This is a genomic window from Azohydromonas aeria (assembly GCF_009760915.1).
Taxonomy (GTDB): Bacteria; Pseudomonadota; Gammaproteobacteria; order Burkholderiales; family Burkholderiaceae_C; genus Azohydromonas; species Azohydromonas aeria.
The window spans coordinates 56,824-81,240 of sequence record NZ_VIDQ01000016.1 but is presented as its reverse complement, the minus strand read 5'-3'; the positions used below and the strand labels follow the sequence as shown (position 1 = coordinate 81,240).

Genomic DNA, 24,417 nt, shown 5'->3' with positions numbered 1-24,417 from the left:
GTCGGGGGGAGCAACGCGGCGGGCCTCAGCCCTTGCCGTGGCACTGCTTGAACTTCTTGCCGCTGCCGCAGGGGCAGGGATCGTTGCGGCCGACCTTGGGCGTCTCGCGCCGCACCTGCTGCACGGCGTAGCGCTGGTTCTCGGTCAGGTCCCACAGCTCGGCCACGGCCATGATCAGGTCGTCGATGGCCTCGTCCACGCTGGCCAGCGGCAGCTCCTTCTCCATCGTGGCCAGCAGCTCGCGCTCGTCGTCGCTTTGCGCCGGCAGGTGCCGGAACACGCGCGCCAGCGTCAGGTCCACGGCGTCGTCGTCGGACTCCTCCATGAGCTTGGGGAAGCACAGCGTCGCGTGCTGGAAGCCCACCACCCACGGCATGAGCGGGCGCGAGGCCTCGGGCAGCGACTCCTGCAGCGCCTTGGCATCGTCGATGGCCTGCTGCTCGTACTCGCTCACGGGCAGGTCGTCGTTGGCGGCGGCGGCGTCCTTGCCCTCGCCCTCGGCGTCCTCGCCGTCCTGCGCCTCGGTGTCGAGGATGACGGGGTCGAAGGCGCCGTCCTCGGCCAGCGCGCGATTGAGCGCCTCGTAGCGGCGGCGGATCAGCGCCTGGCAGCGCTGCAGCCATTCGGCATCGACGTCGCCGGGCAGCGGCGTGCGCTCGATGTCGAAGATCGGCGGCATCCAGTCCGCCTCCTCGATCAGCTCGGGCTGCACCAGCACGCCGCAGAGGTAGCCGTCGAGCATCACGATGTCCAGCGGCTGCAGCGGCTCGGGCGTTTCGGCAAGCAGCGCGTCGAGCTCGGCGAGCTCGTTGTCGGTCAGGTCCTGTTTCATGGGGGCGGATTGTCGGCGATGGGTGACGCCGCCCGCCGCGGCAAGGCCGGTGCCGGGGCGGGCGGCGTCAGCGGGAAAAGAAAAGGCCCGCGCGGGGCGCGGGCCTTCAAGGAGAAAGTCTTCTGGCTGCGGCGTCAGGCCGTCAGGTGCTTTTCCAGGCGGGCCTTGGCCTCGGCCAGCTCGGCGGGCAGGTGGCTCTTGAGCGTTTCGAACAGCTCGTCATGCAGCTTGATCTCCTGCTGCCAGGCCTCGCGGTCGATGCTGGTGACGCTGGCGAACTGCTCGCGCGAGAAGTCCAGGCCGGTCCAGTTCAGATCCTCGTAGCGCGGCGTGGTGCCGAACAGGTGCTCCTCGCCGGCCGGCGCGGTGCCGTCCACGCGGCCCAGGATCCACTGCAGCACGCGCATGTTCTCGCCGTAGCCCGGCCAGGTGAACTTGCCGTCGGCGCCCTTGCGGAACCAGTTGACGCAGAAGATGCCCGGCAGCGTCGCGCCCTGCTCCTGCAGCCTGGCGCCCAGGTTGAGCCAGTGCTTGAAGTAGGCGCCCATGTGGTAGCCGGCAAAGGGCAGCATCGCGAACGGGTCGCGGCGCACGATGCCCTGCTGGCCGGCGGCGGCGGCGGTGGTCTCGCTGCCCATGGTGGCGGCCATGTACACGCCCTCGACCCAGTCGCGCGCCTCGGTCACCAGCGGCACCGTGGTGGAGCGGCGGCCGCCGAAGATGAAGGCGTCGATGACCACGCCCTCGGGGTTGTCCCACTCGGGGTCGAGAACGGGGTTGTTGGTGGCGGCCACCGTGAAGCGCGCGTTCGGGTGCGCGGCCTTGCGGCCGGTTTCCTTGGCGATCTGCGGCGTCCAGTCCTGGCCCTGCCAGTCGATCAGGTGCGCCGGGGCAGCGTCGGTCATGCCTTCCCACCACACGTCGCCGTCGTCGGTCAGCGCCACGTTCGTGAAGATCACGTCGCGCTGCAGCGAGGCCATGCAGTTGGGGTTGGTCTTGTCGTTGGTGCCCGGGGCCACGCCGAAGTAGCCGGCCTCGGGGTTGATCGCGCGCAGCTTGCCGTCGGCCGTGGGCTTGATCCAGGCGATGTCGTCGCCGATGGTCGTGACCTTCCAGCCCTCGAAGCCCGCCGGCGGCACCAGCATCGCGAAGTTGGTCTTGCCGCAGGCGCTGGGGAAGGCGGCGGCCACGTGGTGCTTCTTCCCCGCCGGGTCGGTCACGCCCAGGACGAGCATGTGCTCGGCGAGCCAGCCCTCGTCGCGGCCCATGTTCGAGGCGATGCGCAGCGCAAAGCACTTCTTGCCCAGCAGCGCGTTGCCGCCATAGCCCGAGCCATAGGACCAGATCTCGCGCGTGGCCGGGTAGTGGACGATGTACTTGGTCTTGTTGCAGGGCCAGGCCACGTCGGCCTGGCCTTCGGCCAGCGGCGCGCCCACGGTGTGCACGCAGGGCACGTATTCGCCATCGGTGCCCAGCAGCTCCAGCACCCGCTTGCCCATGCGGGTCATGATGCGCATGTTCACGGCCACGTACGGGCTGTCGGAGAGCTCGACGCCGAGCTGGCTGATGGGCGAGCCCAGCGGGCCCATCGAGAACGGCACGACGTAGAGGGTGCGCCCGCGCATCGCGCCGCGGAACAGCGCGTTCTCGCCGGTCTGCAGCAGCGCGCGCATCTCGGCCGGGGCCATCCAGTTGTTGGTCGGGCCGGCGCCCTCGGCGGTCTCGGAGCAGATGAAGGTGCGGTCCTCGACGCGTGCCACGTCGCTGGGGTCGCTCCAGGCCAGGTAGCTGTTGGGACGCTTGGCCGGGTCCAGGCGCTTCATGGTGCCGGCATCCACCAGCTGCTGGCACAGCCGGTCGTACTCTTCCTGCGAGCCGTCGCACCAGTACACGTCGCGGGCTTCGGTCAGGGCGGCGATCTCGGCGACCCAGGCGATCAGGCGGCTGTGGCGGACGTAGGCGGGAACGTTCAGACGCAAGCCTTCCATGGCGGGTTGGTTCATGTGAACTCCGATCAACAAGCTATTGAAAAAAGAAGAGGCGGCATTGGGTCAACCTCGCCCTCGTCGCAAGGCTGGCCGAATACCGTCGAGCGTCGCGCAGCGCCCTGGATCTCAGGGGCGGTTTCACCCGGGTACGGCCTGCTGATTCGAGCCGCCGGGCGTGCAGTGTGGCGGCAGTGTAATGGGGCCGTAACTGCCCGGGACCTGGGATAGCGCAAGGTCGGTGCATCAGGAAAGGCAGTGTTGTGGGGTCTGTCACGCTGAATCCACGCCAGGGAGCAGCCGTCAGGCAAGTGACATGCCGTGGTGCAATTCCGCCCCCCGAACCCGACCATTGCAATGCGAATCCTGAGCCTGAACACCCTGGTCCTGGACGCCCGCGGCGCGGCCGAGCCGCGCCGCCGACCCACGGCCGAGCCCCACGCCGTCGAGCGCTACGGCCTTGACGGCGAACCCCCGGCGGCCACGCCGGCGCGCGCGCTCTACGCCTATCCGATCGAGCACTACCCGCTGTGGCAGACCCTGCGCGCCCAGGCGCGCGCGGCCGAGTGGGGCGAGCCGCTGCCCCACGGCGCCCTGGGCGAGGCGCTGACGCTGCAGGGCCTGACCGAGGCACAGGCCTGCGTCGGCGACGTGCTGGTGTTCGACAGCGGCTGCGAACTGGCCGTGAGCGAGCCGCACGTGCCCGGCCCGGAGCTGGATGCGGCGCTGGGCTTCAGGCACGCGGCGCGGATGATGTGGCAGTCGGCCTTCTGCGGTTTCCACCTCGGCGTGCGCGTCGGCGGCACGCTGCGCAGCGGCGACCGCTTCACGCTGCGTCCCGGGCCCCGCGACGTGAACATCGCCGAGCTGTTCCGCCAGCGCCGCGGCTGAGGCGCCCCGTCAGCGGCCGGACAGGGGCGGCGCCACGCCGGCGGCCTGGCGCCGCCGCTCCTGCCAGCGGTACAGCGGGCTCATCAGCACCAGCACCGCCACGTAGCGCACCACGTGGAAGGCCGTGACCAGCGGCACGCCCAGCTGCAGCACCTGCGCCGTGATGCACATCTCCGCCATGCCGCCGGGCGAGTTGCCCAGCAGCACCACCGCCGGCGCCAGGCCCATGGCCCAGGCCAGCACCCAGGCGAAGCCGGTGGAGGCCGCGAGCATGCCCAGCGTGCCCAGCGCCACCGCGGCCAGCCAGCGCGGCGCGGCGTGCAGGAAGGCCGGCGTGAAGCGCGTGCCCAGCGACACGCCGATGAGCAGCTGCCCGGCGTTGGTCATCGGCTGCGGCAGCACCGCTTCGGGCAGCGTGCCGCTGCCCACCAGCGCCAGCCCCGCCAGCAGCGCGCCCAGCACCCAGGGGTTCGGACTGCCCAGGCGCCGCATCACCAGCGCGCCGGCCAGCGTGGCCACGCACAGCCCGGCCAGCAGCGGCCCCGGCAGCACGGCCGCGCCGGCGGCGCGCGCTTCCAGCGGATGGAATCCCGCCGCCTGCAGCCCCCAGGGCACGGCCACCACCACGATCAGCACCCGCAGCGAATGCGCCGCGGCGACGCGGTCCACCCGGCCGCCGTGGCGCTCGGCCAGCACCGCCATTTCCGAGGCGCCGCCGATGGCCCCGGCAAAGAAGGCCGTGGCCCGGTCCGGCGCGCCGCTGCGCAGCAGCAGCCGGGAGAAGGCCGCGCCCAGCAGCAGCGCCCACAGCACCCCGGCCAGCAGCGCCGGCGCCAGGCCTGGCAGCTGGCGCAGCACTTCGGGCGTGAAGTGCAGGCCCAGCGCGGTGCCGATCACCCATTGGCCGCCGTGGCGCAATTCGGGCGCCACGCGCAGCCGCGCCCCGGCCGAGCAGGCCAGCGCCGTGACGAGCAGCGGCCCCAGCGTCCAGGCCAGCGGCACGCGCAGCCGCTCGCACAGCAGCGCCGCCGCGCCGGCCAGCGCCAGCGTCAGCGCGCCGCGCGCCCAGGCGGCGACCGAAGTGCGCCCTGCCGCCGCCACCGCGCCCATGCCTGGCCTTCCCGACCTTTTGCCCGGGGCTCAGGCCGTGGCGGCCAGCACGGGATAGTCGATGTAGCCGCGCGCGCCGCCGCCGTAGAGCGTGGCGGCGTCCAGCGGATTCAATGCCGCGCCGCGCTGCAGGCGCAGGCCCAGGTCCGGGTTGGCGATGAAGGCCTTGCCGAAGGCCACCAGGTCGGCCGCGCCGCTGGAGACGACCTCCATCGCCAGGCGCCGGTCGTAGCCGTTGTTGACCATCCAGGCCGCATTGGTCTGGCGGCGCAGCGCGGCGTAGTCGAAGGGCGCCACGTCGCGCGGGCCGCCGGTGGCGCCCTCGACCACGTGCACGAAGGCCAGGCCATAGGGCGCGAGCTGCGCCAGCGCCGCCTCGTAGAGCGCCTGTGGGTCGCTGTCCTGGCCGATGTCGTTGGCCGGCGTCACCGGGCTCAGGCGCAACCCGGTGCGGCCGCCGCCGATCTCGGCCGTCACCGCCTTCACCACCTCGCGCAGCAGCCGGGTGCGGTTCTCGATCGGGCCGCCGTAGGCGTCGGTGCGGTCGTTGCAGCTGTCGCGCAGGAACTGCTCGATCAGGTAGCCGTTGGCGGCGTGGATCTCCACGCCGTCGAAGCCGGCCTCGATGGCGCAGCGCGCCGCGTGGCGGTAGGCCGCGACGATGCCCGGGATCTCCGCGGTCGCCAGCGCGCGCGGCGCGCTCACCGGCTCGAAGCCGCGGGCGGTGTAGGTCTTGGTGTTGGCCGCGCGCGCGGTGGCCGACACCGGCGGCTGCCCGCCCGGCAGCAGCGACACGTGCGAGATGCGGCCCACGTGCCAGAGCTGGATCACGATGCGCCCGCCGCGCGCGTGCACCGCGTCCGTCACCTTGCGCCAGCCCTCGACCTGCTCCGGCGTGTAGATGCCCGGGGTGTCGAGGTAGCCGTGGCCGAACTCGCAGATCGGCGAGGCCTCCGTGATGATCAGCCCGGCGCCGGTGGCCGGCTGCGCGCGCTGCGCGTAGTACTCGGCCATCAGAGCGTTGGGCACGTGGCCGGGCGCGCGGTTGCGCGTCAGCGGCGCCATCACGACGCGGGTGTCCAGGGCGATGTCGCCGATGCGGATGGGATCGAACAGGCTGGGCATGGGATAGCGGGTTCGTACACTGAATGCGAGAAGGTTCGAAGCCTAAGCGATTCAGGGTTGACCCGCAGTCCCTGCCGACGTAAGGCCCGGCAGGCCAGCGGCTACAGTGCCGCGCATGCTCGCTTACCGACACGCCTTTCACGCCGGCAACCACGCCGATGTCCTCAAGCACCTGGTCCTGATGCAGGTGCTGCGCTACATGAACGAGAAGGACAAGGCCTACACCCTGATCGACACCCACGCCGGTGCCGGCGGCTACTCGCTGCAGGGCCGCTACGCGCACAAGAAGGAAGAGTCCGAAACCGGCATCAAGCCGCTGTGGAACGAGGCCTCCGGGCTGCCCGCGCCGCTGGCCGAGTACGTGCAGCTGGTGCGCGACTTCAACGACGGCGGCAAGCTGGTGCAGTACCCCGGCTCGCCGGCCTTCGCGCAGCGGCTGCTGCGCGAGACCGACCGGCTGCGCCTCTACGAGCTGCACCCCACCGACTTCCGCATCCTGGAGTCCTTCCTGGGCAGCCGGCCGCACACGCACGTGGACATGAGCAACGGCTTCGACGCCATCGGCCGCGAGCTGCCCCCGCCCTCGCGCCGAGGCGTGCTGCTGATCGACCCGTCCTACGAGCTCAAGACCGACTACGGCCAGGTGGTGCACGCGGTGCGCGACGCGCTGCAGCGCTTCGCGCAGTGCGTGATCCTGGTCTGGTACCCGCAGCTGCAGCTGGTGGAAGCGGCGCAGCTGCCCAAGCGCCTGACCGCCGCGGCGGCCGCCGCGCCCAAGGGCTGGCTCAACGCCTCGCTGAGCGTGGCCGAGTCCGGGCCCAACGGCTTCGGCATGACCGGCAGCGGCATGTTCGTCATCAACCCGCCCTGGACGCTGCACGACGCGCTGGCGCAGAGCCTGCCGGTACTGGTCGAGAAGCTCGGCCAGTACGACGGCGCGCGCTTCAGCATCGAGCAGCAGGCGGCCTGAAGCGCCTTTCAGGCGGGCGGCGCCCCGATACTGCGCCGCCATGACCGCCACCGCCGCCTGGATGCCCCGCCGCGCCGCGCTCGTGCGCTGCGCGCCCTTCGTCGTGTTCATGGCGCTGCTGGCGCTGCGCGGCGCCGCCGCCCCCGACACCGCCACCGGCGCGTCCCTCGACGCGCGCTGGCTCTACGCCCTGAACCTGCCGCTGGTCGGCGGCCTGCTGTGGTGGTGGTGGCGCGAGTACGCCGAGTTGCGCGAGCGCCCGCCGCTGCGCGAGGCGCTGCTGTCGGTGGCGGTGGGACTGGTGGTGTTCGGGCTGTGGATCCACCTCGACGCGCCCTGGATGCAGCTCGGCGAGCCCGCCGCCGCCTTCGCGCCGCTGGACGCCGCCGGTCGGCTCGATTGGGGGCTGATTGCCGTGCGGTTGCTCGGCGCGGCGCTGCTGGTGCCGGTGATGGAGGAGCTGTTCTGGCGCGGCTTCCTGATGCGCTGGCTGCAGCAGCCCGAGTTCGAGACCGTGGACCCGCGCCGCACGGGCCTGCGCGCCATCGCGATTTCCACGGCGCTGTTCATGCTGGCGCACACGCTGTGGCTGGCGGCCGTCGTGGCGGGCCTGGCCTACGCGCTGCTGTACGCGCGCACCGGGCGGCTGTGGAACGCCGTCATCGCCCACGCCGTCACCAACGGCGCGCTGGGCGCCTGGGTGGTGGCGACGGGGAACTGGCAGTTCTGGTGAAACAGCCTGCTGCGCGCGGATGAGGTATTTCCGTTCGCCCTGAGGTATCGAAGGGTTGAACGGCCCCGGCCGCAACGCCGCCATCACCGCCTGGCGGATTCGCACTTCGATACCTCAGTGCGAACGGGTTCTGATTCAAACCTTGACGGGTTGCCTCAAACCCCGCGCGCCCGGTCCGCCGCGAACTGCTGCTGGAACTGGCTGAACGTGCCGGTGTCCAGCGCCAGCCGCACCTCGCTCATCAGGTTCAGGTAGTAATGAAGGTTGTGGATGCTGGTGAGCATCGGGCCCAGCATCTCGCCGCAGCGGTCCAGGTGGTGCAGGTAGGCGCGGCTGAAGTGGCGGCAGGTGTGGCAGCTGCAGCTCTCGTCGAGCGGGCGCTCGTCCGTCTTGTGGCGCGCGTTGCGGATCTTCAGGTCCCCGAAGCGGGTGAAGAGGTGGCCGTTGCGCGCGTTGCGGGTGGGCATGACGCAGTCGAACATGTCCACGCCGTGCGCCACGCCGTTGACCAGGTCCTCCGGCGTGCCCACGCCCATCAGGTAGCGCGGCTTGTTCGCAGGCAGTCGGTGCGGCGTGTGCGCCACGATGCGCTGCATCTCCGCCTTGGGCTCGCCCACGCTGACGCCGCCGATGGCGTAGCCGGGCAGGTCCAGCTCCACCAGCGAGGCCAGCGACGCCTCGCGCAGGTGCTCGAACATGCCGCCCTGCACGATGCCGAAGAGGGCGTTGGGGTTCTCCAGCCGCTGGAACTCGGCCAAGCAGCGCCGCGCCCAGCGCAGGCTCAGCTCCATCGACGATTTCGCCTCGGCCTCGGTCGTGAGGTGGCCCTTGGTCTCGTAGGGCGTGCACTCGTCGAACTGCATGACGATGTCCGAGTTCAGCACCGTCTGGATCTGCATGCTGCCTTCGGGCGTGAGGAAGAGCTTGTCGCCGTTGACCGGCGAGGCGAACTTGACGCCCTCCTCGCTGATCTTGCGCATCTCGCCCAGGCTCCAGACCTGGAAGCCGCCGCTGTCGGTGAGGATGGGCTTGTTCCAGGCCTCGAAGCGGTGCAGCCCGCCGAACTGCTTGAGCACGTCCAGGCCCGGGCGCATCCAGAGGTGGAAGGTGTTGCCCAGGATGATCTGCGCGCCCATCTCCTCCAGCGAGGCGGGCAGCACGCCCTTGACGGTGCCGTAGGTGCCCACGGGCATGAAGATCGGCGTCTCCACCACGCCGTGATTGAGCGTCAGGCGGCCGCGGCGCGCCAGGCCGTCGGTCTTGAGCAGGTCGAATTTCAACATGCGGGAATTGTCCCGCAGCCCCGCCGCGCGCCCGGCGCGGGGGGACAAAAACGCCGCCGCCCCGGCGTGCACTGAGGCACGGCCGGGGCGGCGGCGTGGGATGCGGGTGCCGGGCCGCCGCGGGGGCGGGCCGGCGCGTCAATGCATTACTTCTTGGCGGCGTCCAGAGCCAGGATCCACTTCACCAGCTGCTTGGCCTCGGCGTCCTTGATGGCGACGTGGTTGGGCGGCATGGCCAGGCCCGAAACCTTGCCCTTCCAGTGGCTCTCGTAGGGGTTGGAGCCGTTGAGCACGGTGCGGGTGAGATCCTCTTCCGCGCTCTTGACGCCCTTGTACTTGGCCGACACGTCCTTCCAGGCCGGGCCGATGGGCGCCAGGCCGTCCGGGCCCTTGGCGCCGGGCTCGATGTGGTGGCAGGTCATGCAGCCGCTCTTGCTGGCCAGGGCCAGCATGGCGTCGTCCTTCTCGGCGGCGAAGGCGGCGGTGGAAGCCACGGCCAGCCCGGCCAGCAGACACAGCGCTTGCTTGTTCATGGTGAAACCCCTCTTGTGCGGTGATGAATGTCGCCACGGTACGCACGCAGGGAGCCGGGGATTTGACCGCCATCAATGGCCGCGGCGCTTTTGCCAGGGTGGAGCAAGGACAGCGCAACGGGAGCAACCGGGCTGCTCCAGGGCGGAGCAGCATGCAAAAAACGGGCACGCGACTTTTGTCACGGCCCGTCGGGTGGCGCCTGGAACGGCGCTTGGCGCCTCAGCGGTTGCGCTGCAGCAGCATCGCGTCGCCGTAGCTGAAGAAGCGGTAGCGCGCTTCCACGGCGTGGCGGTAGAGCGCGCGCACGTGGTCGTAGCCGCTGAAGGCGCTCACCAGCATCAGCAGCGTGCTCTTGGGCAGGTGGAAATTCGTCACCAGCAGGTCCACCACGCGGAACTCGAAGCCCGGGGTGATGAACAGGTCCGTGTCGCGCGCGCCCGCTTCGAGCCGGCCGCCGATGGCCGCCGACTCCAGCGCGCGCAGCGTGGTCGTGCCCGCGGCGACGACGCGCCCGCCGGCGGCGCGCGTTTCCTGGATGGCGGCCACCGTGTCGGTACCGACCTCGAACCACTCGCTGTGCATGCGGTGCTCGGCCAGGTTCTCGCTGCGCACGGGCTGGAAGGTGCCCGCGCCCACGTGCAGCGTCACGCCGGCGCGGCGCACGCCGCGCGCCTGCAGGGCGGCCAGCACCTCGGCGTCGAAATGCAGCGAGGCCGTGGGCGCGGCCACCGCGCCGGGGCGCGCGGCGAACACCGTCTGGTAGCGCTGCGCGTCCTCGGCCTGGTCGGCGTGGGTGATGTAGGGCGGCAGCGGCACGTGGCCGAAGCGTTCCAGCAGCGCCAGCGGGTCGCCGGGGAAACGCAGGTGGAACAGCGAGCCGTCCACGCCGCTGCGGCCCAGCACCTCGGCCTCGAAGCCCTGGGCCGGGTCGTCGCCGAAGCGGATGGTGCCGCCGGCCTTGGGCGACTTGCTGGCGCGCAGGTGCGCCAGCACCTCGTTGCCGGGCAGCAGCCGCTCGATGAGCGCCTCGACCGCGCCGCCGGTGGGCTTCTCGCCGTAGAGGCGCGCCTTGATGACGCGGGTGTCGTTGAAGACGAGCAGGTCGCCGGGCTGCAGCAGCGAGGGCAGCGCGCGGAACACGCGGTCCACCGGCAGCGCGCCGCGGCCGTCGAGCAGCCGCGAGCTGCTGCGCTCGGCGGCGGGCTGCTGCGCGATGAGCTCGGGCGGCAGGTCGAAATCGAAATCGCTGAGGGTGTGGGAAGTCGTCATGGCGCAGGCTGTACCGGCCTGGAAGGGCGTGTGGGTGGGGGAAGGCAGAATTGTTCCATGCCTGTCTCCACCGAGTCCGTGCCTTTGACGCAACGCCCTGCCCCGTCCGGGCGTACGGCCAGCCCCGCAGGCAAGGCGATGCTGAAACTGGGCCTGGTGCGCGACATCGACCTGGCGCTGCACCTGCCCCTGCGCTACGAGGACGAAACCCGCATCACCCCCATCGCCCAGGCCCGCGAGGGGGACCACGTGCAGATCGAGGGCCTGGTGCAGCAGGCGCAGGTCGAGCTGCAGCCGCGGCGCCAGCTGGTGGTGCGGCTGTCCGACGGCAGCGCCTCGCTGACGCTGCGCTTCATCCACTTCTACGCCGCGCAGCAGAAAGTCCTGGCACCGGGCACCCGCGTGCGCGTGCGCGGCGAGGTGCGCGGCGGCTTCTTCGGGCGCGAGATGGTGCACCCGGTGTTCCGCGCCGTGGAGCCCGGCGCGCCGCTGGCCACCGCGCTCACCCCGGTCTACCCGGCCAGCGCCCAGCTGCCGCAGGCCTACCTGCGCAAGGCCGTGGTGTCGGCGCTGTCGCGCGCGCCGCTGGCCGAGCTGCTGCCGCCGCAGGTGGTGCCCACGGGACTGCCGACGCTGCGCCAGGCGCTGGACTTCCTGCACCACCCGCCGCCCGACGTGAGCATGGCCACGCTGGAGGACCACAGCCACCCGGCGTGGCAGCGGCTGAAATTCGAGGAGCTGCTGGCGCAGCAGCTCAGCCAGCTGCAGGCGCAGCGCGAGCGCGCCAAGCTGGCCGCGCCGGCGCTGGTGGCGCGCGCCGGGGGCTTGAGAGAGCAGCTGCTGGCGCAACTCCCCTTCGGACTTACCGGCGCGCAGCAGCGCGTGGTGGACGAGATCGCCGCCGACCTGGCGCTGTCGCAGCCCATGCACCGGCTGCTGCAGGGCGACGTGGGCTCGGGCAAGACCGTGGTGGCCGCGCTGGCCGCGGCGGTGGCGATGGACGCCGGCTGGCAATGCGCGCTGATGGCGCCTACGGAGATCCTGGCCGAGCAGCATTTCCGCAAACTCGTGCAGTGGCTGGAGCCGCTGGGCGTGGGCATCGCCTGGCTCACCGGCAGCCGCAAGGGCAAGGCCCGGCAGCAGATGGTCGAACGCGTGGCCAGCGGCGAGGCGCGGCTGGTGGTGGGCACGCACGCCGTGATCCAGCAGGACGTGCATTTCGCCAGGCTGGGCCTGGCCATCGTGGACGAGCAGCACCGCTTCGGCGTGGCACAGCGGCTGGAGCTGCGCAAGAAGCTGGCGCACGAGGCGCTGGAGCCGCACCTGCTGATGATGAGCGCCACGCCCATCCCGCGCACGCTGGCGATGAGCTACTACGCCGACCTGGACGTGAGCACCATCGACGAGCTGCCGCCGGGGCGCTCGCCCATCGTCACCAAGGTGTTCTCGGACACGCGGCGCGACGAGGTCATCGCCCGCATCGCCGACGAGGTGGCCAGCGGGCGGCAGGCGTACTGGGTGCTGCCGCTGATCGAGGAGTCGGAGACGCTGGACCTGCGCAACGCGACGGAAGCGCATGCCGAGCTGCAGGCCGCGCTGCCGGGCGTGAAGGTGGGCCTGCTGCACGGCCGCATGGCCGCGGCCGAGAAGGCAGCCGTGATGGCCGAGTTCTCCGCGGGACACATGGGATTGCTGGTGGCGACCACGGTGATCGAGGTCGGCGTGGACGTGCCCAACGCCAGCCTGATGGTGGTGGAGCACGCCGAGCGCTTCGGCCTGTCCCAGCTGCACCAGCTGCGCGGGCGCGTGGGCCGCGGCGCGGTGGCCAGCGTGTGCGTGCTGCTCTACACCGGGCCGCTGTCGCAGACCGGCAAGTCACGCCTGCGTGCCATGGCCGAAACCACCGACGGCTTCGAGATCGCCCGGCGCGACCTGGAAATCCGCGGCCCTGGCGAATTCATGGGTGCGCGCCAGAGCGGCGACGCGCTGCTTCGATTTGCCGACCTGCTGGAGGACACCGCGCTGCTGGAGCGCGCGCGGCTGCTGGCGCCGAAGCTGCTGGATCAATACCCCGACGCGGCGCAGGCGCACGTAACGCGGTGGCTGGGGAGCAAGGCGGAGTTCTTGAAGGCGTGAAGCAAGAGTCCTTTCACAGGACTCCTCCGGTCCCACGCGGTGCCGTGCGGCGAATAGGCCCCGCAATCTCCGCACGCCATGCGGAAAAAGCACCTGCCCTGCTATCCAGGAAGGCTGTCAGGCCAAGCCTGCACCAGCCAGCCGCTGCCGCCACGCCCCATACGCCGCCACCAGTTCATGCGCGGCCCCAGCCGCCGCCCGCAGCGTGGCGAAGCGCAGCTCGGGCTGGTCCGGGTATTCGTGCGCCAGGCGGTTGCGCAGCTCGCGCCAGCGCAGCCAGTCATCGACGTTCAGATAACCCAGCTTCTCCAGGCGGTTGAGCCGGTCCTGCTCCAGCTGTTCCAGGCTCATGACGGGCGTGGCGTCCCATTCGGACAGGGCGTCGGAAAGCGCCTCCGCATGGCGGTCAGCCTCCCAGAGCGCCACCTGCAGCTTGTTCATGCGGCGTCAGGCGCGTGCCAACTCGACGCCCTGGCGCCGCGCCGCCGCCAGCACGGGCCGCTCGTCGCCCTGCGGGTCGGCCATCACGACGTCGATGCGCTGCTCGTCGAGCAGCCGGTACAGCCGGGCGATGAAGCGCGAGCGGCGCGCCACCTGGTCCGCCGCGGGCAGCGCGGCGGGCAACTCCACCAGCAGATCGATGTCGCCGCCGCGGCGCGCATCGTCGAGGCGCGAGCCGAAGAGCAGCACCCGCGTTCCCGGCGGGAAGGCCTCCCGGCAGGCGGCCTCGACGGCTTGGCGTTCGGCAGGGCTGACTCGCATGGGTTCCAGTATCCGCATGCAGAGCGGAGAGACCAGCTTCAGATCTCCACGTTGTCGATCAGCCGCGTCTTGCCCAGCTTCGCCGCGGCCAGCACCACCATCGGCTCGTCCAGGCCGTGCGGCTCCAGCAGGTCGGCCTGGCGGCGGATGGCGACGTAGTCGGGCTGCCAGCCGCGGCGCTGCAGCGTGGCCATCGCCTCCTGCTCCAGGTGCGCCACGTCGGTGCGACCGTCGCGCACCACGCGCGCGATGTTGTCCAGCAGCCGGTGCAGCTCCACCGCCTCGGCGCGCTCGGCCGGGCTGAGGTAGCCGTTGCGCGAGGACAGCGCCAGGCCGTCGCCGGCGCGGCAGGTCTCGCCCGCCACGATCCGCACCGGCAGCGCCAGCTGCCGCACCATCGACTTGATCACCAGCTGCTGCTGGTAGTCCTTCTTGCCGAAGTAGGCCGCCTCGGGTTGCACGATGTTGAAGAGCTTGAGCACCACCGTGCACACGCCGGTGAAGAAGCCCGGGCGGAAGTGGCCTTCCAGGATGTCGGCCAGCTCAGGCGGCGGCTGCACCTTGTAGGCCTGCGGCTCGGGATACAGCTCGGCCTCGTCCGGCGCGAACACGAAGTCGCAGCCCTCGGCCTGCAGCAGCGCGCAGTCGGCCTCGAAGGTGCGCGGGTAGCGGTCGAAGTCCTCGTTGGGGCCGAACTGCAGGCGGTTGACGAAGATGCTCGCCACCACCGGGCGGCCCGAGGCCTTGGCCTGGCGCGCCAGGGCCAGGTGGCCCTCGTGCAGGTTGCCCATGGTCGGCACGAAGGCCGGGCGCGGGCCCTGGGCCAGCGCGGCGCGCAGGTCGGCGATGCGGTGCAGCACTTGCATGGGGTTCAAGCGTCCTTCTTGTTCAGTCTCTTCGTTCAGTAACCGTGCAGCGTGTCGTCGGGAAAGGTGCCCGCCTTGACCTCGCGCACGTAGCTGCGCACGGCGGCCTCGATGCTGGGCGCACCTTCCATGAAGTTGCGCACGAAGCGCGGCTTCCTGCCGCGCGTGATGTCGAGCATGTCGTGCAGCACCAGCACTTGGCCGCTGCAGTGCGCCCCGGCGCCGATGCCGATGGTCGGGATGGGCAGCTCGCGCGTGATCTCACGCCCGACGGCGGAAGGCATCAGCTCCAGCACCACCATGGCCGCCCCGGCCTGCGCCAGCTCCAGCGCGTGCTTCTTCAGCGTCGCGGCGCCGTCGTCGTTGCGGCCCTGCACGCGCCAGCCGCCCAGCGCGTGCACCGCCTGCGGCGTCAGGCCCAGGTGCGCGCACACGGGAATGCCGCGCTCCACCAGCGCGCGCACCAGCGGCGCGGTCCAGCCGCCGCCTTCGAGCTTGACCATGTGCGCGCCGGCCTGCATCAGCGCCACGGCGCTGCGCACGGCCTGCGCCTCGCCCTCGTGGTAGCTGCCGAACGGCAGGTCGGCCACGATCCAGGCCGTGCGGTTGCCGCGCGCCACGCAGCGCGTGTGGTAGGCCATTTCCTCCAGCGTCGCGGGCAGCGTGCTGGGCTGGCCCTGCAGCACCATGCCCAGCGAATCGCCCACCAGCAGCATCTCCACGCCGGCGGCGTCGAGCACCTGCGCGAAGGCCGCGTCGTAGCAGGTCAACATGGTCAGCTTCTCGCCGGCGGCGTGCAGCTCGCGCAGTCGGTGCAGGGTCAGGGGCTTGCGTTCCATGATGGTTTGACTCCTAGCCGGCGCGGCTCGCGCGGGCGGGGCGGGATTTGAGCACAATCCCGGGATGACCCTGACCGAACTGCGATACATCGTGGCCGTGGCCCGGGAGAAACATTTCGGGCGCGCCGCCGAGGCCTGTTTCGTGTCACAACCGACGCTTTCGGTGGCCATCAAGAAGCTCGAAGAGGAACTCGACGTCAAGCTCTTCGAGCGCGGCAGCAACGAGGTGAGCGTCACGCCGCTGGGCGAGGACATCATCCGCCAGGCCCAGTCCGTGATCGAGCAGGCCGCCGCCATCAAGGAGATCGCCCGCCGCGGCAAGGACCCGCTCAGCGGGCCGCTGCGCCTGGGCATCATCTACACCATCGGCCCGTACCTGCTGCCCGAGCTGGTGCGCCACGCCATCGAGCTGACGCCGCAGATGCCGCTGATGCTGCAGGAGAACTTCACGGTGAAGCTGCTGGAGATGCTGCGCACCGGCGAGCTCGACTGCGCCATCATGGCCGAGCCCTTCCCCGACACCGGCCTGGCGCTGGCACCGCTCTATGACGAGCCCTTCGTCGTGGCCGTGCCGAAGAGCCACCCGCTGGCCGCGCGCGAGGCCATCGGCGCCGAGGAGCTCAAGCGCGAGACCATGCTGCTGCTGGGCACCGGCCACTGCTTCCGCGACCACGTGCTGGAGGTGTGCCCGGAGTTCGCGCGCTTCTCCAGCGCTGCCGAGGGCATCCGCAAGAGCTTCGAAGGCAGCTCGCTGGAAACCATCAAGCACATGGTCGCCTCGGGCATGGGCATCACCGTGGTCCCGAAGCTTTCCGTGCCGCGCGAGCCGCAGTCGCTGGTGAAGTACATCCCCTTCGAGCCGCCCATTCCCTCGCGCCGCGTGGTGCTGGCCTGGCGCCGCACCTTTACCCGCTACGAGGCCATCGCGGCGCTGCGCAACGCGGTCTATGCCTGCGAGCTCGAAGGCGTCACAAGGTTGAGCCCGTGAGGAGCCATGGCGGACACTATCGCCGTCTTTAGGCTATTCAAATAGCTTTATCGATAGCGCGTTTCTATTCTTCTCTCCATCCCGGCATTGCGCCGGCAATACGACGACAGAGAGAAGGAGAAGCCCATGCACCAGCTCACCACCGCTTCCGGCATCCCGGTGGCCGACAACCAGAACTCGCTGACCGCCGGCGCGCGCGGCCCGGTGCTGCTGCAGGACTTCCACCTCATCGAGAAGCTGCAGCACTTCAACCGCGAGCGCATCCCGGAGCGCGTGGTGCATGCCAAGGGCTCGGGCGCCTACGGCACCTTCACCGTCACGCACGACATCACCCGCCACACCAAGGCCAGGCTCTTCAGCGCCATCGGCAAGACCACGGAGACCTTCGTGCGCTTCTCCACCGTGGGCGGCGAGCGCGGCAGCGCCGACACCGAGCGCGACCCGCGCGGCTTCGCGGTGCGCTTCTACACCGAGGAGGGCAACTGGGACCTCGCGGGCAACAACACGCCGATGTTCTTCATCAAGGACCCGGTCAAGTTCCCCGACTTCGTCCACACCCAGAAGCGCTGCCCCCGCTCGAACCTGAAGTCGGCGCAGATGATGTGGGACTTCTGGAGCCGCGCCCCGGAGTCGCTGCACCAGGTGACGATGCTGTTCTCCGACCGCGGCACGCCCGACGGCTACCGCCACATGGACGGCTTCGGCAGCCACACCTTCAGCCTGGTCAATGCCGCCGGCGAGCGCGTCTGGGTGAAGTGGCACTTCAAGACCCAGCAGGGCATCAGGAACCTGAGCGCGGCCGAGGCCGTGCGCATCGCCGGCACCGACCCCGACCACGCCCAGCGCGACCTGTACGAGGCCATCGAGCGCGGCGACTTCCCGCGCTGGACGGTGCACATCCAGACCATGACCGAGGCGCAGCGCCTTGAATGGGAAGCGCGCACCGGCTGGAGCGCCTTCGACCTGACCAAGGTCTGGCCGCATGCCGACTTCCCGCGCCAGCCCGTGGGCGTGCTGGAGCTCAACCGCAACCCGCACAACTACCACGCAGAGGTGGAGCAGGCCGCCTTCAGCCCGGCCAACGTGGTGCCGGGGCTGGGCTACTCGCCCGACCGCATGCTGCAGGGCCGGCTCTTCGCCTACCACGACGCGCAGCTCTACCGCGTCGGCACCAACCACCAGCAGCTGCCGGTGAACCGGCCGCGCTGCCCGGTGTTCCACCACCAGCGCGACGGCGCCATGGCCTACGACAACTTCGGCTCCTGGCCCAACTACGCCCCGGTGGCGGCGGGCGGCGTGCGCGCCGGGGCCCAGGCCGACCCGGGCGCGGGCTGGGGGGTCGAGGGCACCACCGGCCGGTTCGATACGCGCGGCCAGGACGACGACTTCACCCAGGCCGGCAACCTGTTCCGGCTGCTGCCCGCCGACGAGAAGCAGCGCCTCTTCGACAACCTCGGCGCCGCCCTGTCCAGCGTGGATGCCGAGACGCAGCAGCGCCAGCTCGGCCACTTCGACCGCGCCGACGCCGCCTACGGCGCCGGGGTGCGCGCGGCGCTGCGCGAGCGCGGCGCGCTCAAGGCCTGAAGGCTGCCGGCAACCGTCCGCTTCCAGGAGAAACGCTCATGAACACGAAAGCCCTGACCCGCCTTGACCTGTCCCGGGTGCGCCGCATGGCGGGATGGACGATATTCAGCGCCGGCGCGCTGCACGCGCTGGCACAGGCACTGCCCTTGCTGACGCGCGGCTCCTGAGCCGCCGCGAGGGCCCTGTGCCTGCGCGGCAGCGCCTCGCCGCACCTTGTCTCGATCCCTTCAGAAGGAGAAACGCATGCCCGCGCCCATCAACATCGGCATCAGTGAAGAGCACCGCGCCGCCATCGCCGGCGGTCTCAACAAGCTGCTGGCCGACACCTTCACGCTCTACCTGAAGACCCACAACTTCCACTGGAACGTGACGGGCCCGATGTTCAACACGCTGCACGTGATGTTCATGGAGCAGTACACCGAGCTGTGGAACGCGGTGGACCCGATCGCCGAGCGCATCCGCGCGCTGGGCCACACGGCGCAGGGCTCCTACGGCCAGTTCGGCCAGAACGCCACGGTGGGCGACGCCCCGGCCCAGCCCCCGAAGGCGCTGGAGATGGTGCGGCTGCTGGTCGAAGGCCACGAAGCCGTGGCGCGCACCGCGCGCGAGCTCTTCCCCAAGGCCGACGAGGCGGGCGACGAGCCCACCGCCGACCTGCTCACGCAGCGCCTGACGGTGCACGAGCAGACGGCCTGGATGCTGCGCTCGCTGCTGGAGGAATAAGGGAGAACAAGCGCACGGCCCCGGCGCGCGGGCCAATGCCCGCTGCGCCGCCCGGCCGGGGCGGGCCCGCGATAATCGCGGGTTTCCCTCTACACGAGCGGTCGGGTTTGCGGCCGCACGCCGCATGTCCGCCGACCTCCTCTCCCAGGTGCGCCGCCGCCGCACCTTCGCCATCATTTCCCACCCCGACGCGGGCAAGACCACGCTGACCGAGAAGCTGCTGCTGTTCTCGGGCGCGATCCAGATCGCCGGCTCCGTCAAGGCGCGCAAGGCCAGCCGCCACGCCACCTCGGACTGGATGGAGATCGAGAAGCAGCGCGGCATCTCGGTGGCCTCCTCGGTGATGCAGATGGAGTACCGCGACTGCGTCATCAACCTGCTCGACACCCCGGGCCACCAGGATTTCTCCGAAGACACCTACCGCGTGCTCACCGCGGTCGATGCCGCGCTGATGGTCATCGACGCGGCCAACGGCGTGGAGCCGCAAACGCGGCGCCTGCTGCAGGTCTGCCGCGCGCGCAACACGCCGATCCTCACCTTCGTCAACAAGATGGACCGCGAGGTGCAGGAGCCGCTGGCGCTGATGGACGAGATCGAGCGCGAGCTGGGCATGTCGGTGGTGCCCTTCACCTGGCCGGTGGGCATGGCCAAGCATTTCGGCGGCGTGCTCGACCTGCGCCGCGACCAGATGCGCGTGTTCTCGCCCGGCGAGGACCGCCACCACGACGACGACGAGATCGTCGAGGGCGTGCACAACCCGGCGCTGGCGGATCGTTTCGGCATGTCCTACGAGCAGGCCGCCGGCGAGATCGAGCTGGTGCAGGAGGCGGCACCCGCCTTCAATGAAGAGGAATTCCTGGCCGGGCGCCAGACGCCGATGTTCTTCGGCTCGGCCATCAACAACTTCGGCGTCAAGGAAGTGCTGGACGCGCTGGTGGAGCTGGCGCCGGCGCCGGGCTCGCGCGTGGCGATCCAGCGCGAGGTGAAGCCCGAGGAGAGCAAGTTCAGCGGCGTGGTGTTCAAGATCCAGGCCAACATGGACCCGGCGCATCGCGACCGCATCGCCTTCCTGCGCGTGGCCAGCGGCCACTTCGAGCGCGGCATGCGGCTGAAGGTGGTGCGCTCCGGCAAGGAGCTGCGCCCGAACTCCGTGGTGAGCTTCCTGTCGCAGCGCCGCGAGCTGCTGGACGAGGCCTTTGCCGGGGACATCATCGGCATCCCCAACCACGGCGTACTGCAGCTGGGCGACACCATCACCGAGGGCGAGGCACTGCAGTTCACCGGATTGCCTTTCTTCGCGCCGGAGATGTTCCGCGCCGTGGAAGTGGCCGACCCGCTGAAGACGAAGCAGCTGCGTGCGGGCCTGACGCAGCTGGGCGAGGAAGGCGCGATCCAGGTGTTCCGCCCGGCCGCCGGCTCGGTGCTGCTGCTGGGCGCCGTGGGCCAGCTGCAGTTCGAGGTGGTGGCGCACCGCCTGGAGCACGAGTACGGCGTGCGCGCGCGCATCCAGCCCGTGCGCTACAACGTGGCGCGCTGGGTGACGTGTGACGAGCCCAAGGAGCTGCAGCGCTTCATCGACCACAACGCGCACCGCGTCGCCTTCGATGCCGTGGACGCGCCCTGCGTGCTGCTGGAATACGCCGGCGAGCTGCGCGCCATGCAGGACAACTGGCCCAAGATCAAGTTCCACGCCCTGCGCGAGCACGCGGGGCTGATGTTCCAGCAGCGGCTGGAGGCTTGACCAGGCGCGGCCGGGAGCACCCGGCCGCTTCACTCCTTACTGGGCCCGAGCCGGCCGATCCTCCCGGATCGCCTGCGTCACGTCCGCGCGCGTGAGGCCCCAGCGCAGCAGCAGGTGGTCGAAGAGCGCGCGCTCGCTGTCCTGCACGCGGCCGTCGGCGGTGATGATGGCCGCGCCCAGCCGCGCCACCAGCAGCCGCTTGGCCGGGTCCTGCACGCACTGCAGCTCGGCGTCGATCAGCGCCCGCTCCGACAGCGACAGCCAGGGCCGCTGCTGCAGCCGGTCGCCGAGCTCGTCGCACAGCGCGCCGGCCACGTGCATGAAGTCGGCGCGCTCCAGCCCCAGGCGCGCATAGGCGTCGAGCTCGTCGAGCATGGCCAGCTCGCGCGGATCGAGCCGGGTATCGGCCACGATCAAAAGCGCCAGCAGGCGGGCCAGGGCTTCGGGGCTGTCGGTGTGGCGGACGGCGGTGGGCATGGGGCGTTTCTCCTGGCGTTGAGAGGACATGGTCGGCGCGGCACCGGCGCGCGCCCTTGCCGTGGAGCAAGGCCCGTGCGCCCAAGTTCCGCGCGCAGCCGCCCGATGGGCGCGCGCGACAATCCGCGGCCATGAGCACGCATGCCGTCACTCCCCCGTCGCGCCTGGCGCTGTACCTCGACCTGATCCGCTGGAACCGGCCCGCCGGCTGGCTGCTGCTGCTGTGGCCGACGCTGTCGGCGCTGTGGATGGCGGCCGACGGCTTCCCGGGCTGGCACCTGCTGGCGGTGTTCGTGCTGGGCACCATCCTCATGCGCAGCGCCGGCTGCTGCGTCAACGACGTGGCCGACCAGGACTTCGACCGCCACGTGAAGCGCACCGCGCAGCGCCCGGTGACGCGTGGCGCCATCGGCACGCGCGAGGCGCTGCTGGTGGGCGCGGCGCTGGCGCTGGCGGCCTTCTTCCTGGTGCTGACCACCAACGGGCCGACCATCACGCTGTCCTTTGCCGCGCTGGCGATTGCCATCGCCTACCCGTGGGCCAAGCGCGTGGTGTCGATGCCGCAGGCGGTGCTGGGCGTGGCCTTCAGCTTCGGCATCCCGATGGCCTTCTCGGCCGTGCTGGGCGGCTCCGCCTGGGGCCCGGGCGCGGTGGCGGACGCGGTGCCGCCGATCGCCTGGGCGCTGCTGCTGTCGAACCTGTTCTGGGTGCTGGCTTACGACACCGAGTACGCGATGGTGGACCGCGACGACGACATCCGCATCGGCATCAAGACCTCGGCGCTGACGCTGGGCCGCTTCGACGTGATCGGCGTCACCGCCTTCTACCTGCTGCACCTCGCGTCCTGGACCTGGATCGGCCTGCACCTGGGTCTAGGCGCCTGGTTCCTGGCCGGCATCGCCGCCGCGCTCGTGCAGGTGGCCTGGCACTGGACGCTGATCCGGCACCGCACGCGCGAAGGGTGCTTCAAGGCCTTCCGGCTGAACCACTGGCTGGGGTTCGCGGTGTTCGCGGGGACGGTGGTGGACTTGTTCTTCAAATGATTGACGATTTGAACCTGGGACTGCCTGCACTGCCCCTGCTTTGACATTTGAAGCAAGTCCATTGACAGGCATTTGGCAGACCCTCAATTCAAGGATTCAATGTGAAATTCTGGGTTGGCACTACCGACAATGCCTGGTTCAAATATCAGTCAAAATCAGGACATGACGAAGTCAACTTCTGGCAGCCCAATGGCGCCGTAGCCTACAAAGGCCTGGAGCCCGGCTCACTTTTCCTGTTCAAACTCAAGAAACCGCACAACCACATTGCCGGCGGCGGTTTCTTCGTGAGATCCACGGAGCTTCCCCTTTCAGTTGCCTGGGATACCTTCGGACCAAAAAACGGCGCCGCAAGCTTTTCTTCTTTCGCGAATTCAATTCGCAGCATTGCTCAGTCCGAGGCCAAATCCGATCCGATGATCGGCTGTACGGTTCTGACAATGCCCTTTTTCTGGCCCGAGGGGCTCTGGATCAGGGAACCCTTGGGCTGGAGCGGCAATATTGTTCGTGGCCGCTATTACGATTCGACGCTTCAGGATGGCGCATCCCTCTGGGCTCAAGTTCAGGAACGCCTGGGATCCCAGGCTGTTTTCGACGTCTCCGAAAGACGTTTTGGCGAACCCCGACTGGTGACTCCGCGACTGGGACAGGGGGCTTTCAGGGTACTGGTCACCGATGCCTATTCAAGACGCTGCGCCATCACCGGCGAAAGCACGCTGCCGGTACTGGACGCCGCACACATCGTTCCCTATGCGGAGCAAGGCCCTCACGCCGTCACCAACGGCATGCTGCTGAGAACGGATTTCCACAAGCTGTTCGACCTGGGACTGGTCACCGTGACACCGGATTTGACCGTCCAAATCAGCAGCCGCATCCGCGAAGAATGGTTCAACGGCAAGGCCTACTACCGGCTCAATGGAAGCCGGCTGGCCAGCATTCCAAAGCAGGAAAACCAGCGACCCTCACCCGCCTTCCTTCAATGGCATAACGAGCAGGTATTCAGGCCCTGAATTCCGGGCCGGCCGCCTGATTTTTCGTCCGGGAGGCAAATTCGATCAGTTCCGGCGCGAACGCCTCGAACACCCGCAGTTTCGCCCCGCGCCGCTTGAACACCGAGCTGCGCCCCGCCACCACCGCCGCCGGCCAGTCGGCGCCGGTGACGGTGAGCCAGTCGCGCCGCACGCGCCCGTGGCCCGGGTGGCCGCGATGCCAGTGATGGGGAACCAGCGCCGACCGTGCCACCCGCGCGTCGTCGAACAGCAGCTGGCCCAGCGGCCGGGTACCCAGCCCGGCCAGCGCGCGCCACGGCCCGCGCAGCGTGCGCGCCGGCGCCACGCTGCGCGCCCACACCAGCGGTACCCCGTCCACGCACAGCACCACCTCGCGCACCAGGTGCCGCCCGGCGCCGAGGACGCACCGCTCCTCGGGCAGCAGCGGCGCCACACGCTGGCGCAGCGTGCGCACCTCGAAGCGTTCGCCCAGGGCCTTCAGCCGGGCCGTGAGCGAGCCCGGCGCGCGCTGCCAGCGCCGCAGCGCCAGGCTCACGCCCGGCCGAACTCGTCGCCCAGCTCGCGGGCGCGCGCCTGCGCGGCCTGCAGGGCGCGCACGAAGGCGTCGCGCACGCCGTCGGCTTCCAGCGAGCTCAGCGCGGCGTGGGTGGTGCCGCCCTTGGAGGTGACGCGCTCGCGCAGCACGGCCGGGCTCTCGTCGGACTGCTGCGCCAGCGCCGCGGCGCCGGCCACGGTGGCCAGCGCCAGCTCGCGGCCCTGTTCGGCCGTCAGGCCCATCTTCTCGGCGGCGGCCATCATGGCCTCGACCACGTAGAAGACGTAGGCGGGCCCCGAGCCCGACAGCGCCGTGACGGCGTCCAGGTCCTCCTCACGCTCGACCCACAGCGTGCGCCCGGTGGGCGACAGCAGCGCCTCGACCTCGCCCTTCTGCGCCGCGCTCACGGCCGCTCGCGCGTACAGCCCGGCAATGCCCTGGCCGATCAGCGCCGGCGTGTTGGGCATGGCGCGCACCACGGCGTCGCTGCCGGTGGCCGCGGCGATGGCGTCGCTGCGGATGCCCGCCATCACGCTGAGCTGCAGCGCCTGCTGCACGCGCCCGGCGCAAGGGGCGGCCGCTTCCCTGAACAGCTGGGGCTTCACCGCCCAGACCACCACCTGCGCCTGCGACAGCGCCGGGGCCGCGGCCGGCAGCGCCACCACGCCGAAGGTCTGCAGCAGCTTCACGCGCTGCGCCTCCATGGGTTCCACCACCAGGATCGAAGAGGCCGGGCGGCCCGACTGCAGCAGCCCGCCGATGAGGGCGCCGGCCATGTTGCCGCCGCCGATGAATGCAACTGTGCTCATGCGTGCCAGTTTAGGCGCCGCGCCCGGGGGTGCCGCCACGGCACCCGGCACGCGCCCTGCCCCCGCCACGCGCGCAAGGCGAGGCCGCCGCGCCTACAGTGGCCGGGCGGCCGCCGCCCGGCGCGGCCGGCCGCGCGCGACAACGAGCAACGTCAAGACAACGAGGAGAGCCGTC

The 24,417-nt window shown here is 70.5% G+C and carries 25 protein-coding genes; 11 read left to right on the top strand and 14 right to left on the bottom strand.

Annotated features, from left to right (window positions below):
- Positions 1-25 precede the first annotated feature (25 nt).
- On the bottom strand, positions 26-832 hold the full coding sequence (locus FJ694_RS12285) for a YecA/YgfB family protein (RefSeq protein ID WP_157267526.1): 807 nt from the start codon (positions 830-832) through the stop codon (positions 26-28).
- A gap of 134 nt (positions 833-966) precedes the next feature.
- The gene (locus tag FJ694_RS12280) at positions 967-2,835 is read right to left on the bottom strand and encodes a phosphoenolpyruvate carboxykinase (GTP) (RefSeq protein WP_157267525.1); all 1,869 of its coding nucleotides are present in this window, start codon (positions 2,833-2,835) and stop codon (positions 967-969) included.
- A 339-nt stretch (positions 2,836-3,174) separates the two neighbouring features.
- On the opposite strand from FJ694_RS12280, the gene FJ694_RS12275 reads away from it, so the two are divergent.
- Positions 3,175-3,708, top strand: a complete 534-nt coding sequence (locus FJ694_RS12275; protein ID WP_157267524.1) for an MOSC domain-containing protein — start codon at positions 3,175-3,177, stop codon at positions 3,706-3,708.
- 9 nt (positions 3,709-3,717) lie between these two features.
- Here FJ694_RS12275 and FJ694_RS12270 read toward each other — a convergent pair whose 3' ends face one another.
- Complete coding sequence (locus tag FJ694_RS12270) at positions 3,718-4,818, bottom strand: AbrB family protein (RefSeq protein ID WP_157267523.1); 1,101 nt, start codon at positions 4,816-4,818, stop codon at positions 3,718-3,720.
- A 30-nt stretch (positions 4,819-4,848) separates the two neighbouring features.
- Complete coding sequence (locus FJ694_RS12265; protein ID WP_157267522.1) at positions 4,849-5,943, bottom strand: alkene reductase; 1,095 nt, start codon at positions 5,941-5,943, stop codon at positions 4,849-4,851.
- A gap of 115 nt (positions 5,944-6,058) precedes the next feature.
- Between FJ694_RS12265 and FJ694_RS12260 the strand changes: the two genes are divergently transcribed.
- Together FJ694_RS12260 and FJ694_RS12255 are read left to right on the top strand one after the other, a co-directional pair.
- On the top strand, positions 6,059-6,913 hold the full coding sequence (locus FJ694_RS12260; RefSeq protein ID WP_157267521.1) for a 23S rRNA (adenine(2030)-N(6))-methyltransferase RlmJ: 855 nt from the start codon (positions 6,059-6,061) through the stop codon (positions 6,911-6,913).
- Positions 6,914-6,953: 40 nt separating this feature from the next.
- Positions 6,954-7,646, top strand: a complete 693-nt coding sequence (locus FJ694_RS12255; protein WP_157267520.1) for a CAAX prenyl protease-related protein — start codon at positions 6,954-6,956, stop codon at positions 7,644-7,646.
- A 155-nt stretch (positions 7,647-7,801) separates the two neighbouring features.
- Here the strand turns inward: FJ694_RS12255 and tgt are convergent, their stop codons facing one another.
- The 3 genes from tgt to queA form a co-directional block, all read right to left on the bottom strand.
- The gene (tgt, locus tag FJ694_RS12250; RefSeq protein ID WP_157267519.1) at positions 7,802-8,929 is read right to left on the bottom strand and encodes a tRNA guanosine(34) transglycosylase Tgt; all 1,128 of its coding nucleotides are present in this window, start codon (positions 8,927-8,929) and stop codon (positions 7,802-7,804) included.
- Positions 8,930-9,075: 146 nt separating this feature from the next.
- Entirely contained in the window at positions 9,076-9,462 is a 387-nt protein-coding gene (locus tag FJ694_RS12245) for a c-type cytochrome (RefSeq protein WP_157267518.1), read from the bottom strand.
- 220 nt (positions 9,463-9,682) lie between these two features.
- Positions 9,683-10,732 carry a tRNA preQ1(34) S-adenosylmethionine ribosyltransferase-isomerase QueA gene (queA, locus tag FJ694_RS12240; protein WP_157267517.1) on the bottom strand — a complete coding sequence of 350 codons (1,050 nt, stop codon included), beginning with the start codon at positions 10,730-10,732 and terminating at the stop codon, positions 9,683-9,685.
- A gap of 138 nt (positions 10,733-10,870) precedes the next feature.
- On the opposite strand from queA, the gene recG reads away from it, so the two are divergent.
- Complete coding sequence (recG, locus tag FJ694_RS12235; protein ID WP_232540001.1) at positions 10,871-12,868, top strand: ATP-dependent DNA helicase RecG; 1,998 nt, start codon at positions 10,871-10,873, stop codon at positions 12,866-12,868.
- A gap of 117 nt (positions 12,869-12,985) precedes the next feature.
- Here the strand turns inward: recG and FJ694_RS12230 are convergent, their stop codons facing one another.
- Genes FJ694_RS12230 through panB form a run of 4 tightly spaced genes read right to left on the bottom strand, consistent with a single transcriptional unit; the run spans position 12,986 to position 15,425 of the window.
- Positions 12,986-13,309 (bottom strand): hypothetical protein, encoded by a 324-nt coding sequence (locus FJ694_RS12230; protein ID WP_157267515.1) that lies wholly within the window; start codon positions 13,307-13,309, stop codon positions 12,986-12,988.
- A 6-nt stretch (positions 13,310-13,315) separates the two neighbouring features.
- Positions 13,316-13,630 (bottom strand): nucleotidyltransferase domain-containing protein, encoded by a 315-nt coding sequence (locus FJ694_RS12225; RefSeq protein ID WP_157267514.1) that lies wholly within the window; start codon positions 13,628-13,630, stop codon positions 13,316-13,318.
- 38 nt (positions 13,631-13,668) lie between these two features.
- The gene (gene panC, locus FJ694_RS12220; RefSeq protein ID WP_157267559.1) at positions 13,669-14,496 is read right to left on the bottom strand and encodes a pantoate--beta-alanine ligase; all 828 of its coding nucleotides are present in this window, start codon (positions 14,494-14,496) and stop codon (positions 13,669-13,671) included.
- Between the two features lie 35 nt (positions 14,497-14,531).
- Positions 14,532-15,425: a 3-methyl-2-oxobutanoate hydroxymethyltransferase gene (gene panB / locus FJ694_RS12215; RefSeq protein ID WP_157267513.1), complete on the bottom strand. Its 894-nt coding sequence runs from the start codon at positions 15,423-15,425 to the stop codon at positions 14,532-14,534.
- Here panB and FJ694_RS12210 point away from each other — a divergent pair.
- The 5 genes from FJ694_RS12210 to FJ694_RS12195 all read left to right on the top strand — a co-directional run bounded on the left by FJ694_RS12210 (position 15,400) and on the right by FJ694_RS12195 (position 20,371).
- Entirely contained in the window at positions 15,400-16,323 is a 924-nt protein-coding gene (locus FJ694_RS12210; RefSeq protein ID WP_157267512.1) for a LysR substrate-binding domain-containing protein, read from the top strand. The genes panB and FJ694_RS12210 overlap by 26 nt on opposite strands.
- Positions 16,324-16,449: 126 nt before the next feature.
- The gene (locus FJ694_RS12205; protein ID WP_157267511.1) at positions 16,450-17,907 is read left to right on the top strand and encodes a catalase; all 1,458 of its coding nucleotides are present in this window, start codon (positions 16,450-16,452) and stop codon (positions 17,905-17,907) included.
- 38 nt (positions 17,908-17,945) lie between these two features.
- A complete protein-coding gene (locus FJ694_RS37595) occupies positions 17,946-18,074 on the top strand; it encodes a hypothetical protein (RefSeq protein WP_259373163.1) in 129 nt (42 codons plus the stop codon).
- 76 nt (positions 18,075-18,150) lie between these two features.
- On the top strand, positions 18,151-18,630 hold the full coding sequence (locus tag FJ694_RS12200; RefSeq protein WP_157267510.1) for a Dps family protein: 480 nt from the start codon (positions 18,151-18,153) through the stop codon (positions 18,628-18,630).
- Between the two features lie 124 nt (positions 18,631-18,754).
- Positions 18,755-20,371: a peptide chain release factor 3 gene (locus FJ694_RS12195; protein WP_157267509.1), complete on the top strand. Its 1,617-nt coding sequence runs from the start codon at positions 18,755-18,757 to the stop codon at positions 20,369-20,371.
- Between the two features lie 36 nt (positions 20,372-20,407).
- Here FJ694_RS12195 and FJ694_RS12190 read toward each other — a convergent pair whose 3' ends face one another.
- On the bottom strand, positions 20,408-20,848 hold the full coding sequence (locus tag FJ694_RS12190; RefSeq protein WP_157267508.1) for a hypothetical protein: 441 nt from the start codon (positions 20,846-20,848) through the stop codon (positions 20,408-20,410).
- A 131-nt stretch (positions 20,849-20,979) separates the two neighbouring features.
- Between FJ694_RS12190 and ubiA the strand changes: the two genes are divergently transcribed.
- Together ubiA and FJ694_RS12180 are read left to right on the top strand one after the other, a co-directional pair.
- The gene (ubiA, locus tag FJ694_RS12185) at positions 20,980-21,891 is read left to right on the top strand and encodes a 4-hydroxybenzoate octaprenyltransferase (RefSeq protein ID WP_157267507.1); all 912 of its coding nucleotides are present in this window, start codon (positions 20,980-20,982) and stop codon (positions 21,889-21,891) included.
- Between the two features lie 101 nt (positions 21,892-21,992).
- A complete protein-coding gene (locus tag FJ694_RS12180) occupies positions 21,993-22,898 on the top strand; it encodes an HNH endonuclease (protein ID WP_157267506.1) in 906 nt (301 codons plus the stop codon).
- Here FJ694_RS12180 and FJ694_RS12175 read toward each other — a convergent pair.
- Together FJ694_RS12175 and proC are read right to left on the bottom strand one after the other, a co-directional pair.
- On the bottom strand, positions 22,888-23,433 hold the full coding sequence (locus FJ694_RS12175) for a chorismate--pyruvate lyase family protein (RefSeq protein ID WP_157267505.1): 546 nt from the start codon (positions 23,431-23,433) through the stop codon (positions 22,888-22,890). The two genes, FJ694_RS12180 and FJ694_RS12175, sit on opposite strands and share 11 nt — an antisense overlap.
- Positions 23,430-24,242 carry a pyrroline-5-carboxylate reductase gene (gene proC / locus FJ694_RS12170; RefSeq protein WP_157267504.1) on the bottom strand — a complete coding sequence of 271 codons (813 nt, stop codon included), beginning with the start codon at positions 24,240-24,242 and terminating at the stop codon, positions 23,430-23,432. Before proC ends, FJ694_RS12175 begins: the two co-directional genes overlap by 4 nt.
- Positions 24,243-24,417 lie beyond the last annotated feature (175 nt).

Bases quoted from the DNA above. Each gene is read 5' to 3' on its own strand.
- FJ694_RS12210 (WP_157267512.1), top strand. From the start codon at position 15,400: ATGACCCTGACCGAACTGCGATACATCGTGGCCGTGGCCCGGGAGAAA.
- FJ694_RS12260 (WP_157267521.1), top strand. From the start codon at position 6,059: ATGCTCGCTTACCGACACGCCTTTCACGCCGGCAACCACGCCGATGTC.
- FJ694_RS12245 (WP_157267518.1), bottom strand. From the start codon at position 9,462: ATGAACAAGCAAGCGCTGTGTCTGCTGGCCGGGCTGGCCGTGGCTTCC.
- FJ694_RS37595 (WP_259373163.1), top strand. From the start codon at position 17,946: ATGAACACGAAAGCCCTGACCCGCCTTGACCTGTCCCGGGTGCGCCGC.
- FJ694_RS12270 (WP_157267523.1), bottom strand. From the start codon at position 4,818: ATGGGCGCGGTGGCGGCGGCAGGGCGCACTTCGGTCGCCGCCTGGGCG.
- panB (WP_157267513.1), bottom strand. From the start codon at position 15,425: ATGTATCGCAGTTCGGTCAGGGTCATCCCGGGATTGTGCTCAAATCCC.
- proC (WP_157267504.1), bottom strand. From the start codon at position 24,242: ATGAGCACAGTTGCATTCATCGGCGGCGGCAACATGGCCGGCGCCCTC.
- FJ694_RS12225 (WP_157267514.1), bottom strand. From the start codon at position 13,630: ATGCGAGTCAGCCCTGCCGAACGCCAAGCCGTCGAGGCCGCCTGCCGG.
- FJ694_RS12195 (WP_157267509.1), top strand. From the start codon at position 18,755: ATGTCCGCCGACCTCCTCTCCCAGGTGCGCCGCCGCCGCACCTTCGCC.
- FJ694_RS12285 (WP_157267526.1), bottom strand. From the start codon at position 832: ATGAAACAGGACCTGACCGACAACGAGCTCGCCGAGCTCGACGCGCTG.
- panC (WP_157267559.1), bottom strand. From the start codon at position 14,496: ATGCAAGTGCTGCACCGCATCGCCGACCTGCGCGCCGCGCTGGCCCAG.
- FJ694_RS12200 (WP_157267510.1), top strand. From the start codon at position 18,151: ATGCCCGCGCCCATCAACATCGGCATCAGTGAAGAGCACCGCGCCGCC.
- FJ694_RS12280 (WP_157267525.1), bottom strand. From the start codon at position 2,835: ATGAACCAACCCGCCATGGAAGGCTTGCGTCTGAACGTTCCCGCCTAC.
- ubiA (WP_157267507.1), top strand. From the start codon at position 20,980: ATGAGCACGCATGCCGTCACTCCCCCGTCGCGCCTGGCGCTGTACCTC.
- FJ694_RS12190 (WP_157267508.1), bottom strand. From the start codon at position 20,848: ATGCCCACCGCCGTCCGCCACACCGACAGCCCCGAAGCCCTGGCCCGC.
- FJ694_RS12275 (WP_157267524.1), top strand. From the start codon at position 3,175: ATGCGAATCCTGAGCCTGAACACCCTGGTCCTGGACGCCCGCGGCGCG.
- FJ694_RS12265 (WP_157267522.1), bottom strand. From the start codon at position 5,943: ATGCCCAGCCTGTTCGATCCCATCCGCATCGGCGACATCGCCCTGGAC.
- FJ694_RS12230 (WP_157267515.1), bottom strand. From the start codon at position 13,309: ATGAACAAGCTGCAGGTGGCGCTCTGGGAGGCTGACCGCCATGCGGAG.
- FJ694_RS12255 (WP_157267520.1), top strand. From the start codon at position 6,954: ATGACCGCCACCGCCGCCTGGATGCCCCGCCGCGCCGCGCTCGTGCGC.
- tgt (WP_157267519.1), bottom strand. From the start codon at position 8,929: ATGTTGAAATTCGACCTGCTCAAGACCGACGGCCTGGCGCGCCGCGGC.
- queA (WP_157267517.1), bottom strand. From the start codon at position 10,732: ATGACGACTTCCCACACCCTCAGCGATTTCGATTTCGACCTGCCGCCC.
- recG (WP_232540001.1), top strand. From the start codon at position 10,871: ATGCTGAAACTGGGCCTGGTGCGCGACATCGACCTGGCGCTGCACCTG.
- FJ694_RS12205 (WP_157267511.1), top strand. From the start codon at position 16,450: ATGCACCAGCTCACCACCGCTTCCGGCATCCCGGTGGCCGACAACCAG.